Consider the following 12,715-nt stretch of genomic DNA (forward strand, 5'->3'; position numbering starts at 1 on the left):
CCTCATGGGGGCGCTCGACCTGGACTACATGCTGGGTCTCGTGCCCGTCCTCCTGCGCTACCTGCCGCTGACGCTGGGCATGGCGGCGGCGGCCATGGTGCTGGCGCTGATCCTCGCGGTGATCCTGGCGGTGGTGCGCGTGCTGCGCCTGCCGCTGCTCGATCCGCTGGTGCAGCTCTTCGTCAGCTTCTTTCGGGGCACGCCGCTCCTCGTGCAGCTCTTCCTCTTCTACTACGGCCTGCCGCAGCTCGTCCCCGCCTTCGCCGCCATCACCGGCGTGCAGGCGGCGATCGCGGGCCTCACGCTCCACTTCGCGGCCTACATGGCCGAATCCCTGCGCGGCGCGATCCTGGGCGTGGACCGCAGCCAGTGGGAGGCGACGCAGGCCATCGGCATGACGCAGGGCCAGGCGCTGCGGCGCATCATCCTGCCGCAGGCCGCGCGCATCGCGGCGCCCTCGCTCCTCAACTCGTTCATCGACATGATCAAGGGCACCTCGCTCGCCTTCACGCTGGGCGTGACCGAGATGATGGGCGCCGCGCAGAAGGAGGCCGCCGGCAGCTTCCGCTACTTCGAAGCCTTCCTCCTCGTGGCTGTCATCTACTGGGTCGTGACCGAGGCGCTGGCCGCGCTCCAGCGCCGGCTGGAGATCCGCCTCAACCGGGCCTTCGCGCGATGATCGAGATCCGGGGCCTCACCAAGCGCTTCGGGTCGCTCCCGGTGCTGTCGGGCATCGACCTCGACATCGCGCCGGGCGAGCGCATCGTGGTCATCGGCCCCTCGGGCACCGGCAAGTCCACGCTCCTGCGCTGCATCAACTTCCTCGACCGCCCCGACGCGGGCACGATCCGCATCGGCGATCTTCAGGTGGACGCAGCAAAGGCGAGCCGGGCCGAGATCCTGGCCCTGCGCCGCCGCACCGGCTTCGTGTTCCAGACCTACGCGCTCTTCGCCAACCGCACGGCGCAGGGCAACATCGCCGAGGCGCTGCTCACCGTCCGCCGCCTGCCCCGCGCCGAGGCCCTGGCCCGCGCCGACGCGATCCTCCGGGACATCGGCCTGTCGGACAAGGCCGACGCCTATCCCGCCGCGCTGTCGGGCGGGCAGCAGCAGCGGGTGGGGATCGGCCGGGCGCTCGCGCTCGATGCGCCCCTCCTCCTCTTCGACGAGCCCACCTCGGCGCTCGACCCCGAATGGGTGGGCGAGGTGCTGGACCTCATGCGCCGCATCGCCGAGGCGCGCCAGACCATGCTGATCGTGACCCACGAGATGCAGTTCGCCCGAGAGATCGCCGACCGCGTCCTGTTCATGGAAGGAGGCCGCATCGTCGAGCAGGGCCCGCCCTCCCGGATCTTCGACGCTCCCCAGGACCCCCGCACGCGCGAGTTCCTTCGCCGCGTGCGCTAGGACGCTGCGGAAATCGCGGATCGCGTCTAGTCCATAGGTCGCATGTAGCCATCGGGAGTGGTAGCCTAGGCTGGCGCCACAGGGGCTGTCCCTGAGAGCACGGCGACCCGGCAGACCGGGCGCCAACGGAGGAGAGATCGAATGGCCTGGAAGACCCCGACCGTCGTCGAAGTGCCCGTGGGCATGGAAATCAACATGTACGCCTGCGCGAAGCAGAAATGACTCCGGGCCTGCCGCGACGGATCGCCTGATGCCGCAAGTCATCGTCCTGGGCGTCGCGGCAGGCGGCGGCGTGCCGCAGTGGAACTGCAACTGCGGAATCTGCCAGCAGGCGCGCCGCGACCCCTCGCTCCAGAGCGGGCAGGCCTCGCTCGCCGTCAGCGCCGACGGGCGGCACTGGTTCCTCGTGAACGCCTCGCCCGACCTGCGCGCCCAGGTCGTCGCCACGCCCGCGCTGCATCCCGACCCCGTTCATCTGCGCCACACGCCCATCGCCGGGGTGATCCTCACCAACGCCGAGGTGGACGCCGTGGCGGGGCTGCTGTCGATGCGCGAGGGCTCGCCCTTCGGGATCTGGGCACCGCCCAAGGTGCTCGACACGCTGGCCGCCAACCCGATCTTCGGCGTGCTGCCCCCCGACCGGGTGCCGCGCCGCGCGCTGGACATGGATGCGCCTATCGAGCTTCCCCTGCCCGACGGCACCCCCTCGGGCCTTTCCGTCGAGGCCTTCGACGTGCCCGGCAAGGTGGCCTGGTATCTCGAAGGACAGGCCGAGGCGGGCGGCGACACGGTCGGCCTCACCTTTCGCGCCGGCGGCCGCACGGTCCATGTCGTGACCGCCTGCGCCCAGGTGACGCCCGGACTGGCCGAGCGGCTGCGCGGCGCCGACACGGTGTTCTTCGACGGCACGCTCTGGACCGACGACGAGATGATCCGCGCGGGCCTGGGCGCCAAGACCGGCCAGCGCATGGGCCACGTCTCCATGTCCGGCCCCGACGGCTCCATCGCCGCTCTCGCTTCGCTTGATGTCGGCCGCAAGGTCTTCGTCCACGTCAACAACTCGAACCCGGTCCTGCGGCCGGGCTCGCCCGAGCGGCAGGCCGCCGAGGCCGCCGGCTGGACCATCCCCCAGGCAGGGAGCGCCTTCCCATGACCCACCAAACGCCCATCCTGGCCGAGCCCGACGAGCCGCTCGACAGCGCCGACGCGATGGAACGGCGGCTGCGCTGGATCGGAGCCACGCGCTACCATTCGCTGCACCCGTTCCACCGGCTCCTGCACGGGGGCCAGCTGACCAAGGGGCAAGTGCAGGCCTGGGCGCTCAACCGCTACTATTACCAAAGCTCCATCCCCATAAAGGACGCCGTGGTCCTGTCGCGCTTCCGCGACCGCCAGCTCCGGCTCGAATGGCGCCACCGGATCGAGGACCACGACGGCCACTTCGACACCGAAGGCGGCATCGAGCGCTGGCTGAAGCTCACCGACGGCCTGGGCCTCGACCGCGACTACGTGGAGTCCACCAAGGGCATCCTCGCCGCCACCCGCTTCGCCGTGGACGCCTATGTTCACTTCGTCCGCGACCGCACGCCCCTGGAGGCCATCGCCTCCTCGCTGACCGAGCTCTTCGCGCCCTCGCTCCACGAGGAGCGGATCTCGGGGATGCTCAAGCACTACGACTTCATCGACCCCTCGATCATGACCTACTTCCAGCGCCGGCTCGACCAGGCGCCGCGCGACGCCGACTTCGCCCTGCGTTATGTGCGCGAGCACGCCCGCACCCCCGAGGAGCGTCAGGCGGTCTGCGACGCGCTCACCTTCAAGACCGACTGCCTCTGGGTGCAGCAGGACGCGCTCTACCACGCCTACGTGAACGGCCACGTGCCGCCGGGCGCCTTCCGCCCGGAGCAGCCCTGATGCGCCCCACGGTCGCGGCCGACTCCGTGCCGCGCCTGCCGCGGCACGTGAAGCTGCGCCACGACAAGGCGCGCGACCGCTGGCTGATCCTGGTGCCCGAGCGGGTGCTGGTTCCCGACGACACCGCCGTGGCCGTGCTGTCCCGCGTCGATGGCGCCCGCAGCGTGCGCGACATCGCCACCGACCTCGCCCAGACCTACCAGGCCCCCGTCGACGTGATCCTGGCCGACAGCGTCGCGCTGCTCCAGGACCTTGCCGACAAGGGCTTTCTCGCCGTCACGGAGGCCCCCCATGCCTGAGGACCACGCCGCCGACATCCAGCTCGTGACCCGCGCGGGCGAGGAGCAAGCCCGCCCCTACGGCCTGCCGCTCGCCGTGCTGGCCGAGATCACGCACCGCTGCCCGCTCCAGTGCCCCTACTGCTCCAACCCGCTGGCCATGGAGCCCGCCGCGAACGAGCTCTCCACCGCCGACTGGCTGCGGGTCATCGACGAGCTGGCCGATCTGGGCGTCCTGCAGATCCACTTCTCGGGGGGAGAGCCTACGGCCCGCCGCGACCTCGTCCAGATGGTCTCGCGCGCGACGGAGGTGGGGCTCTACACTAATCTCATCACCTCGGCCGTGGGCCTCACGCGCGACAAGCTGTCGGCGCTGGCCGACGCCGGGCTCTGCCACGTTCAGATCAGCGTGCAGGGGGCCGAGCCCGCCTTGGCCGACCGCGTGGGCGGCTACAAGGGCGGCCATGCCCGCAAGCTGGAGGCCGCGCGCTGGACGCGCGAGTTGGACCTGCCGCTCACCGTTAACGCGGTGATGCACCGCCAGAACCTCCTCCAACTTCCCCAGATCATCGACATGGCGGTGGAAATGGGCGCGTCGCGGCTGGAGGTCGCCAATGTTCAGTACTATGGCTGGGCGCTCAAGAACCGCCGCGCCCTGATGCCAAGCCCCGCGCAGGTCGAGGCTTGCACCGCGACCGTCGAGGCCGCCCGCGCCCGCCTGCACGGCGTCATGGAGATCGACTACGTCATCCCCGACTACTACGCCGAACGCCCCAAGCAGTGCATGGGCGGCTGGGGCCGGCAGTTCTTCAACATCTCGCCTTCCGGCAAGGTCCTGCCCTGCCACGCGGCCGAGACGATCACCGGGCTCGACTTCGACTCGGTGCGCGACCGGACGCTCGCCTGGATCTGGGACAACTCCCCGGCCCTCAACGCCTATCGCGGCACCGCCTGGATGCCCGAGCCCTGCCGTTCCTGCGAATGGAAGGAGGCCGACTTCGGCGGCTGCCGCTGCCAGGCCTTCGCGCTGACGGGCTCGGCGGGCAACACCGACCCGGCCTGCGCCCGATCGCCCCTGCACGCCCGAGTCTTCGCCCTGGCCGAATCCGAGGCCGAAGCCGACCACACCCGCTTCATCTACCGCAATCTCTCGGGCGGGACCGAGGAGGCCGGGCCCGCCTGATGGAGGGCGAGGCGGGCTTCCACCTCGACGTGGGCGACGGGCACCAGGTCTGGGTCCGGCCCTGGGGCGAGCCCGGGGGCCATCCGGTCCTGTTCCTGCACGGGGGGCCCGGCAGCGGCTGCAACCCCAGCCAGCAGCGCCTCTTCGACCCCGCGCGCCACCGGGTCGCCTTCGTGGACCAGCGTGGCGCGGGTCGCAGCCTTCCGCCCCGTGCGCGCCACGCCAACACCACGGCGCATCTGCTGGCCGACCTCGAACGGGTGCGCGAGCATCTGGGGGTCGAGCGCTGGCTCGTCGTGGGCGGCTCCTGGGGCGCGACGCTGGCGCTCGCCTATGCCCAGGCGCATCCCGAGCGCGTCACGGGCCTCGTCCTGCGCGCCACCTTCCTCGGCACGCGGGCCGAGCTCGACTGGGCCTTCGGCACCGGCCTCTCGACCTTCCATCCCGTGCTCTTCGACGAGCTGCTGGCCGTCCTGCCGCCCGACGAACGCGCCGATCCCCTGCCCGCCCTCTGGGCGCGCATCCTCGACACCGACCCGCAGGTCCATGTCCCAGCGGCCCTCGCCTGGTTCCACGTCGAACGGGCGCTCTCCGAACTCGTCCCGCCCCGGACCTCGCTGCCCTCCCCGCTCGACGGCCCCCTTCCCGCGACGCCCTTCATGGAGGCGCACTACTTCCAGCACGGCTGCTTCCTGCCCGAAGGCGCGCTCCTCGACGGCGCCAGCCGGATGGGGGATCTACCGGGAATTCTCGTGCAGGCTCGCTACGACCTCCTCTGCCCGCCCGTGACCGCCCACCGGGTCGCCGCGCGCTGGCCCGGGGCGCGGGTCGTCACCGTCGAGGCTGCCGGCCATTCCGCCACCCACCCCGAGGTCGAGGCCGCGGTGCGCGAGGCCGTCGCCGCCCTCACGCCAGGCTGAGGAACCCGGGCCGCTCGGCCAGCGCCGCCTCCAGCGCCGCCCGCGAGCCCAACACCGCCACGGGTCCTTCGGGCAAGCCTGCGTCGAGCGCGTCGGCCAGTTCGTGCAGGTCGCGAAGCTCCGCCCCCAGCACCTCCTCCAGCTCCGCCTGCCGCCGCTCGTCGGTCCAGCCGGTCCCTTCGCGCTGAAGGACCTCCAGCATCAGCGCCTCGGCTGGCATCGGCCGGTCAAGCGCCGCCACTGCTCCGATCCGACAGCGCTCCAGAAGCGAATCGGAAGCTTCCCGCCGCAACCAGCCCCCGCTCTCGGCCATGGCGTCGAGCGTGCCCAGCAGATGCGGGTCCCGCGCCGTCAGCAGGCTCGCCACCCCGGTCGCGGCGTCCAGCACCGCCGTCGCCCCATAGGCACCCCCGGCGACGCGCAGCCGATCCCAGAGCCATCCCGTCGCCAGCGCCCGCATGCCCACCGCCGTTGCCCCTGACACCTCCAGCCCCGCCGCGCGCAGGTCGGCCGCCCGACCCACCGCCTGCACCGGCGAGGCGACGACGTGCCCCTCGCGACACGGCCCCGGCACGGGCACCACACCCAAAGCACCTTGGGCTGGGTCCGCGACAGCGATGGCCGACAGCAGCGCCTTTGCCAAAGACAGGTCTTCCGTCCCTGTCAGGCCCACTGTCAGGCGGGCCGGCGCGCGCAGATGCCGGAGCAGCTCGCTCAGGTCCGCTGCGAGCGCCTCCTCGTCGTCCCCGAGGCCGCGCAGGACCGCCAGTTGCCCCAGCCCGTCCAGCCGGTCGGCCATGGCCCCTGCCGGCCCGCTCCCCGCCCGCAGGCGCAGGTCCACGACCTGATGCCCCGCCCCGAGCAGCCGCGCCTCCTGCCGGGCAATCTCCTCTGCGACGAGCCTCGGCAAGGCTCCCGATTCCGGGGGGCGCTCCACCACCATCTCTGCCATGCGGGAGGCCAACTCGCCCGCCCGCTCCGCTAGCGCCTTGCCCCGCAGGGTCAGGCCCGCCGCGGCCCCATGCGGCCCGGACCGGCTCCAGACGGCGAAGGACAGCCCGTCGCCCGACCCACCCCCGGTCAGCCAGCGGCCCAGAAAAGGCGTGAGACCCAAAAGCCGGGGCGGCAGCCGCCCCAGATCCAGCGACAGGTCGAGACGCACGACCCTCGGCTCGCCCAGATCCAGGCACAGCACCGCCCCCTCCCGCACCACCGGCACCCGAGCAACCTCGCGGGGCAGATCCGCGCGGGACAGCATGGGCAGGCCCGGCCCCGCCCCATCCGGCGCCGTCCCGGCCTGCACCGTCGCCTGCCGAATCGGCCGCCTCCGTCCGTCCACCGACAGCCGCGCCGCCAGATCCGCCAGCCACCCCGCGTCCCCGGCGTCGGACATCGCGGGCCGCAGAATGGTCACGCGACTCGGGTTCTCCAGCAGGACCCCCCGCACAAGATCGCGGAACGGCCCCGGCCCGCCCTCCAGCCGCGCCCGCAGCGCGGCGAGCGCCGGCCCGTGATCCAGCAATTCCAGCGGATCACCCCCGTGCCGCCAGCCGTTCAGGACACGCTCCAGGACCACCAGCCCACGGGGGCGCGGCCCGTCGGCGCTCTCCCGCAGCGCCAAGTCCAGCCGGTCGCAGGCGCGCGACAGCCGGCCGCCCGGCACTCCGTCCCGCACGACCCTGTCCAATGCTTCCAACACGACCGCCTCCAGCCGCCCGGCCCGCTCGGCGGTCGTCTCCCGCACTCCGACCCGGAACAGCGTCCGGCGGAAGGGCTCCAGCACCGGGGCGCCCCAAAGGCAAAGCCCCGCCTCCCGCAGCGCCTCGGCCAGCGGGGCGCCCGGCATCTCCACCAGCGCCAAGGCCAGCAGCGCCGGATCGAGCGGCCCCATCCCCTCCGGCAGACGCCAGCCCAGCGCGGCCTGGACGGGGGCCTCGGGCACGGCCCACGGCTTCGGGCAGGGCTCATGCACCTCCGAGGCGATCTCGATCGGCGGCGCCGGCGCCCGCCGCCCGAATCCCGCCAGATGCCGGTCGACGCCGTCCAGCCGCGCCACCACGTCCCCGTCGCCCCACAGGAAGATCCGCGCGTTCGACGGGTAGTAATGCCCCCGGTGGAACCGCACGAGCGCCCGATGGGTCAGGTCGGGGATGCGCTCCGGCCGTCCGCCATGGGACCGCGCGTAGACCGTCCCCGGCAGCAGCGCCGCCCGCAACTCCTCGGCCAAGGCATTGACCGGCGCCGCATAATGCCCCCGCATTTCATTCAGGACGATCCCGCCCAGCCGAGCCTCGCCCCCCGGCCCCCCTGGCACGATATTCCAGGCCTCCTCCTCGAAATGCTCGTGCCGCAGCAGCGGCCGCAGCACCGCATCCAGCGTCACGTCCACGAGGTTACGCAGGTCGGCCGCGCTCTGGCTCGCCAGATGAAAGGTCGTCCGGTCCGGCCCCGTAGTGGCGTTCAGGTAGGTCTGCATCGACCCCTGCAAGAGCCCCGCGAAGGGCCGCGCCAGCGGAAACCCCTGCGAGCCGCGGAACACGAGATGCTCCAACACATGCGCCACGCCCGTGTCGTCCCCGGGCAATGTGGCGAAGGTGATGGCGAAGACGTTGTTGCGGTCCGCGTTCTCCACGGCGGCGATCTCGGCCCCGGTCCGGCGGTGCACGAAGCGCCAGCCTGTCCCGCCGAGGTCCTGCAGGTCCCGTCGGCCCGTGCACGCAAAGGACGAATGGTCAGGCAGCCTCGGGCCTCCCCCTCAGGACTCGCCCCTACCCTGCCAGAGGACGGGGCCGCCGGCACCCCTGCCTTGGTCGGGGTCGGACTGGTGCCCGCGACAGGAGTCGAACCTGCACGCCCTCACGGACAAGCGATTTTAAGTCGCCGGTGTCTACCGTTCCACCACGCGGGCCCGCTGCCCTCCTACCGGCTCCGCGTCTCGGGCGAAAGGGTCAGGGCCCCTCCTCCTTCACCGTCTCCATCGCCACGTAGGTCGAGGTCGCCGACACGAAGGGCAGCGTCGAGATGCGCTCGGCCAGCATGGCGCGATAGGCGGGCATCCCGCTCGTGCGCACCTTCAGGAGATAGTCGAAGCTTCCCGCGATCATGTGGCAGGCCTCGATCTCGGGCGTGTCCCGCACGGCGGCGTTGAAGCGGGCCAGCGCCGTCTCGCGCGTGTCCGACAACTTCACCTCGACGAAGGCCACGTGGTCGCGCCCCATCGTGGCCGGGTCGATCAGCGCACGATAGCCCCGGATCACGCCCCGCGCCTCCAACCGCCGCAGCCGCGCCTGCACGGGCGACTTGGACAGGCCCACGCGGCTCGCCAGGTCCGCGATGCTGATGCGCCCTTCCGTGGCCACCACGTCGAGGATCTTGCGGTCGAACGAGTCGAGAGCAGGACGTTCGCTCATCCGGAGCAATCCTTAAAAGTCCGTTGCACTTCCGAACGCTCCCATAGCGGGCGCAACACCCGCAGGCGATGCCTTATATTGAGTGGGACGCCTGCTTCGGGACCCCTCGCCATGACCCACCACGCCCCGCTCTCCGTGCCTGACCTCGCCGCCCTGCGCGCCGAGATCGACAACGGCACCCTCGCGCCCGAAGGCCCGCTCCTCGACCGGCTCAAGGCGCAGGCGGCGCTGTCGCCCGCCGACCGCGCCGCCATCGGAACCCGCGCGGCCGACCTCGTGCGCCAGATCCGCGCGCAGGGAAGTCCGGGCCTCATGGAGGTCTTCCTCGCCGAATACGGCCTTTCGACCGACGAAGGCGTGGCGCTCATGTGCCTGGCCGAGGCGCTGCTGCGCGTCCCCGACGCCCCCACCATCGACGCGCTCATCGAGGACAAGATCGCCCCCGCCGAATGGGGCAAGCACCTGGGCCACTCCGCCTCCTCCCTCGTGAACGCCTCCACCTGGGCGCTGATGCTGACGGGCAAGGTTCTGGACGACGCGCCTCCGGGCGTCGCGGGCCGCCTGCGCTCGGCCGTGCGCCGCCTGGGCGAGCCCGTCATCCGCGCCGCCGTGGGCCGCGCCATGAAGGAGATGGGCCGCCAGTTCGTGCTGGGCGAGACCATCGACGCCGCCCGCGCCCGCGCCGCCGCGCAGGAGGCCAAGGGCGTCACCTACTCCTACGACATGCTGGGCGAGGCCGCGCGCACCGAAGCCGACGCCCGTGCCTATCACCTGTCCTACTCGCGCGCGATCAGCGCCATCGCGCAGGATTGCACGCGCGGCTCCGTCGCCGCGAATCCCGGCATCTCGGTCAAGCTCTCCGCTCTCCACCCCCGCTACGAGGAAGCGCAGCGTGATCGCGTGATGGAGGAACTGGTTCCCCGCCTGGGCTCGCTGTGCCATCTCGCCAAGGCCGCCGGCATGGGCCTCAACATCGACGCGGAAGAAGCCGACCGCCTGTCGCTCTCGCTCGACGTGATCGAGGCCGTTCTGGGCGACCCGGGCCTCAAGGGCTGGGACGGCTTCGGCGTGGTGGTGCAGGCCTATGGCCGCCGCGCAGGCGACGTGATCGACTGGCTCCACGCACTGGCCCGGCGCCTCGACCGCCGCATCATGGTGCGACTTGTGAAGGGTGCCTATTGGGACGCGGAAATCAAACGCGCACAGGTCGAGGGACTTTCGGACTTCCCCGTCTTCACCTCCAAGAGCTCGACGGACGTGAGCTATGTCGCCAACGCGCGCAGGCTCCTGCTCCTCACGGACCGTATCTATCCGCAGTTCGCCACCCACAACGCTCACACCGTCGCCGCCATCCTGCACATGGCCCGCGACATGGGCATTGCCGCGTCCTCCTACGAGTTCCAGCGCCTGCACGGCATGGGCGAGGCGCTGCACGACATCAACCGCGCCGCCGAAGGCACCGGCCTGCGCATCTACGCCCCCGTGGGTGCGCATCGCGACCTCCTCGCCTACCTCGTCCGCCGGCTCCTGGAGAACGGCGCGAACTCCTCCTTCGTGAACCAGATCGTCAACGCGCAGGTCCCGCCCGAGGAGGTGGTCCGCGACCCCTTCGACGTGGTGCCCACCCGCCGCGTCCCGACCGGGGCCGAGCTGTTCCGGCCCGCGCGGCCCAACTCGCGCGGACGCGACCTCTCAGACCGTCCGACGCTCGCGCTTTTGGAGGAGGCCCGCGCTCCTTTCCGCGACGCGACCTGGGACGCCGCGCCGCTCCTCGCCGCGGGCGAGGCGACCGGCCCCGTCCGCGACCTGCATGAGCCCGCCACGGGCCGTCGCGTGGGCACCGTGCAAGAAGCTGACGCAGCTACCGTCGCCCGCGCCATCAAGGCCACGCGTCCTTGGAAAGCTCCTCTCGCCGAGCGCGCCGCGATCCTGAACCGCGCCGCCGACCTCTTCGAGGCGAACGAGGGCGAGGTGCTGGCTCTCCTCGCCCGCGAGGCCGGCAAGACGATGAACGACGGCATCGGTGAGCTTCGCGAGGCCGTGGACTTCCTGCGCTACTACGCCTCGCAGGCACAGGGCCCCGAGGGCAACGGCCGTTGGGCGTGCGTCAGCCCTTGGAACTTCCCGCTCGCCATCTTCACCGGCCAGGTCGCGGCGGCGCTCGTGATGGGCAACGCGGTGCTGGCCAAGCCCGCCCCGCAGACGCCGCTTATCGCCTTCCGCGCCGTGCAGTGGCTCCACGAGGCGGGCGTCCCGCGAGAGGCGCTCCAGCTCCTCCCTGGCGGGGCCGAGACCGGCGCGGCGCTGACCTCGGACCCGCGCCTGTCGGGAGTGGCCTTCACCGGCTCCACCGCCACCGCCCAGCGCATCCGGCAGGCGATGGCCCAGGGCCCGGCGGGCCGACCGCTCATCGCCGAGACCGGCGGCATCAACGCCATGGTCGTGGACTCCACCGCGCTCCCGGAACAGGCGGTGCGGGACATCATCACCTCCGCCTTCCGCTCCGCCGGCCAGCGCTGCTCGGCGCTGCGCTGCCTCTACCTGCAGGAGGAGGTGGCCGAGCCCATCCTCCACATGCTCAAGGGCGCCATGGCCGAGCTGCGCCCCGGCAATCCATGGGACCTAGCGACCGACCTTGGCCCCGTCATCGACGCACAGGCCCGCGACGGCATCCAAGGCCACATCCAGAAGGCCCGCGCCGAAGGCCGCGTGATCGCCGAAATCCCCGTGCCTTCGTCGGGAATCTTTGTCGCGCCGACCGTCATCAAGGTGGCCAGCATCGCGGACATCGAGCGCGAGGTCTTCGGCCCCGTTCTCCACGTGGCGACCTACAAGGCCGCCGACCTCGACCGCGTGCTGGACTCGGTGAACGCGACCGGCATGGGCCTGACCTTCGGCTTCCATTCCCGCATCGACGACCGCGTGCAGCGGATCGTGGAGCGGGTCCACGCGGGCAACCTCTACATCAACCGCAACCAGATCGGTGCGGTGGTGGGCAGCCAGCCCTTCGGGGGCGAGGGCCTGTCGGGCACCGGCCCCAAGGCGGGCGGCCCGAGCTACCTCCCCCGCTTCGGTGCGCTGGTCCGGGAGGCATCGAACGGCACCTGGACCTCGGCCGAGGGCCCCACCGCCCTTGCCGCCCGTCTGCGCGAGGCCGCCACGATGACCCTGCCCGCCCCGCCCCCCAAGGACATGCCCGGCCCCACGGGCGAGTCGAACCGCCTGAGCCAGCAGGCCCGCGCTCCCTTCCTCTGCCTGGGTCCCGGCTCCGAGGCCGCCCAGGCACAGGCCGAAGCCATCCGCGCCCTCGGCGGCCGGGCCGTCGCGGCGCAAGGCGCGGTCGACCCCGGAGCCCTCACCCGACTCGCCCCCCTGGGCGGCGCCGTCTGGTGGGGGGACGAGGCAGCAGCCCAAGCCATCGAACAGGCGCTCGCCGCCCGCGACGGTGCGCTCCTGCCGCTCCTCACCGGCCACCCCGAGGCCGGGCAGGTGCTCCACGAGCGCCACGTCTGCATCGACACCACGGCCGCCGGCGGCAACGCGACGCTGCTGGCCGGGACCGCGGCCGGCTCGGGCCTGTGAGAAAAGGAAACGGGGGCACTT

Annotated in this window: 11 protein-coding genes and 1 tRNA gene; 9 read left to right on the forward strand and 3 right to left on the reverse strand. The window is 72.0% G+C overall.

Features of this window, described 5'->3' with window-relative positions; all coding sequences use genetic code 11:
* Positions 1 to 4: 4 nt before the first annotated feature.
* The 8 genes from FHG71_RS06545 (at position 5) to pip (ending at position 5,702) form a co-directional block, all read left to right on the forward strand.
* Complete coding sequence (locus FHG71_RS06545; protein WP_139080835.1) at positions 5 to 679, forward strand: amino acid ABC transporter permease; 675 nt, start codon at positions 5 to 7, stop codon at positions 677 to 679.
* On the forward strand, positions 676 to 1,407 hold the full coding sequence (locus FHG71_RS06550) for an amino acid ABC transporter ATP-binding protein (RefSeq protein WP_139080836.1): 732 nt from the start codon (positions 676 to 678) through the stop codon (positions 1,405 to 1,407). Before FHG71_RS06545 ends, FHG71_RS06550 begins: the two co-directional genes overlap by 4 nt.
* Before the next feature lie 141 nt (positions 1,408 to 1,548).
* Positions 1,549 to 1,629 (forward strand): pyrroloquinoline quinone precursor peptide PqqA, encoded by an 81-nt coding sequence (gene pqqA / locus FHG71_RS06555; protein WP_139080989.1) that lies wholly within the window; start codon positions 1,549 to 1,551, stop codon positions 1,627 to 1,629.
* Positions 1,630 to 1,657: 28 nt separating this feature from the next.
* A complete protein-coding gene (gene pqqB, locus FHG71_RS06560) occupies positions 1,658 to 2,560 on the forward strand; it encodes a pyrroloquinoline quinone biosynthesis protein PqqB (protein WP_139080837.1) in 903 nt (300 codons plus the stop codon).
* A complete protein-coding gene (gene pqqC, locus FHG71_RS06565) occupies positions 2,557 to 3,321 on the forward strand; it encodes a pyrroloquinoline-quinone synthase PqqC (protein WP_139080838.1) in 765 nt (254 codons plus the stop codon). Before pqqB ends, pqqC begins: the two co-directional genes overlap by 4 nt.
* On the forward strand, positions 3,321 to 3,620 hold the full coding sequence (gene pqqD / locus FHG71_RS06570) for a pyrroloquinoline quinone biosynthesis peptide chaperone PqqD (RefSeq protein ID WP_139080839.1): 300 nt from the start codon (positions 3,321 to 3,323) through the stop codon (positions 3,618 to 3,620). The genes pqqC and pqqD overlap by 1 nt, the downstream gene beginning before the upstream one ends.
* Complete coding sequence (pqqE, locus tag FHG71_RS06575; RefSeq protein ID WP_139080840.1) at positions 3,613 to 4,782, forward strand: pyrroloquinoline quinone biosynthesis protein PqqE; 1,170 nt, start codon at positions 3,613 to 3,615, stop codon at positions 4,780 to 4,782. Before pqqD ends, pqqE begins: the two co-directional genes overlap by 8 nt.
* On the forward strand, positions 4,782 to 5,702 hold the full coding sequence (gene pip / locus FHG71_RS06580; RefSeq protein WP_139080841.1) for a prolyl aminopeptidase: 921 nt from the start codon (positions 4,782 to 4,784) through the stop codon (positions 5,700 to 5,702). Before pqqE ends, pip begins: the two co-directional genes overlap by 1 nt.
* On the opposite strand, the gene FHG71_RS06585 is transcribed toward pip, so the two are convergent.
* From FHG71_RS06585 to FHG71_RS06595, 3 genes are all read right to left on the reverse strand, one after another.
* On the reverse strand, positions 5,689 to 8,367 hold the full coding sequence (locus tag FHG71_RS06585) for an insulinase family protein (protein ID WP_139080842.1): 2,679 nt from the start codon (positions 8,365 to 8,367) through the stop codon (positions 5,689 to 5,691). The two genes, pip and FHG71_RS06585, sit on opposite strands and share 14 nt — an antisense overlap.
* Positions 8,368 to 8,524: 157 nt before the next feature.
* Positions 8,525 to 8,610 (reverse strand) — tRNA-Leu (locus FHG71_RS06590).
* Positions 8,611 to 8,650: 40 nt separating this feature from the next.
* A complete protein-coding gene (locus tag FHG71_RS06595) occupies positions 8,651 to 9,112 on the reverse strand; it encodes an Lrp/AsnC family transcriptional regulator (RefSeq protein WP_139080843.1) in 462 nt (153 codons plus the stop codon).
* A 111-nt stretch (positions 9,113 to 9,223) separates the two neighbouring features.
* On the opposite strand from FHG71_RS06595, the gene putA reads away from it, so the two are divergent.
* On the forward strand, positions 9,224 to 12,694 hold the full coding sequence (putA, locus tag FHG71_RS06600) for a bifunctional proline dehydrogenase/L-glutamate gamma-semialdehyde dehydrogenase PutA (protein WP_139080844.1): 3,471 nt from the start codon (positions 9,224 to 9,226) through the stop codon (positions 12,692 to 12,694).
* Positions 12,695 to 12,715 lie beyond the last annotated feature (21 nt).

The sequence above is a fragment of the Rubellimicrobium roseum genome, assembly GCF_006152145.1.
Taxonomy (GTDB): domain Bacteria; phylum Pseudomonadota; class Alphaproteobacteria; order Rhodobacterales; family Rhodobacteraceae; genus Rubellimicrobium; species Rubellimicrobium roseum.

Bases quoted from the DNA above. Each gene is read 5' to 3' on its own strand.
- FHG71_RS06545 (WP_139080835.1), top strand. From the start codon at position 5: ATGGGGGCGCTCGACCTGGACTACATGCTGGGTCTCGTGCCCGTCCTC.
- FHG71_RS06550 (WP_139080836.1), top strand. From the start codon at position 676: ATGATCGAGATCCGGGGCCTCACCAAGCGCTTCGGGTCGCTCCCGGTG.
- pqqA (WP_139080989.1), top strand. From the start codon at position 1,549: ATGGCCTGGAAGACCCCGACCGTCGTCGAAGTGCCCGTGGGCATGGAA.
- pqqB (WP_139080837.1), top strand. From the start codon at position 1,658: ATGCCGCAAGTCATCGTCCTGGGCGTCGCGGCAGGCGGCGGCGTGCCG.
- pqqC (WP_139080838.1), top strand. From the start codon at position 2,557: ATGACCCACCAAACGCCCATCCTGGCCGAGCCCGACGAGCCGCTCGAC.
- pqqD (WP_139080839.1), top strand. From the start codon at position 3,321: ATGCGCCCCACGGTCGCGGCCGACTCCGTGCCGCGCCTGCCGCGGCAC.
- pqqE (WP_139080840.1), top strand. From the start codon at position 3,613: ATGCCTGAGGACCACGCCGCCGACATCCAGCTCGTGACCCGCGCGGGC.
- pip (WP_139080841.1), top strand. From the start codon at position 4,782: ATGGAGGGCGAGGCGGGCTTCCACCTCGACGTGGGCGACGGGCACCAG.
- FHG71_RS06595 (WP_139080843.1), bottom strand. From the start codon at position 9,112: ATGAGCGAACGTCCTGCTCTCGACTCGTTCGACCGCAAGATCCTCGAC.
- putA (WP_139080844.1), top strand. From the start codon at position 9,224: ATGACCCACCACGCCCCGCTCTCCGTGCCTGACCTCGCCGCCCTGCGC.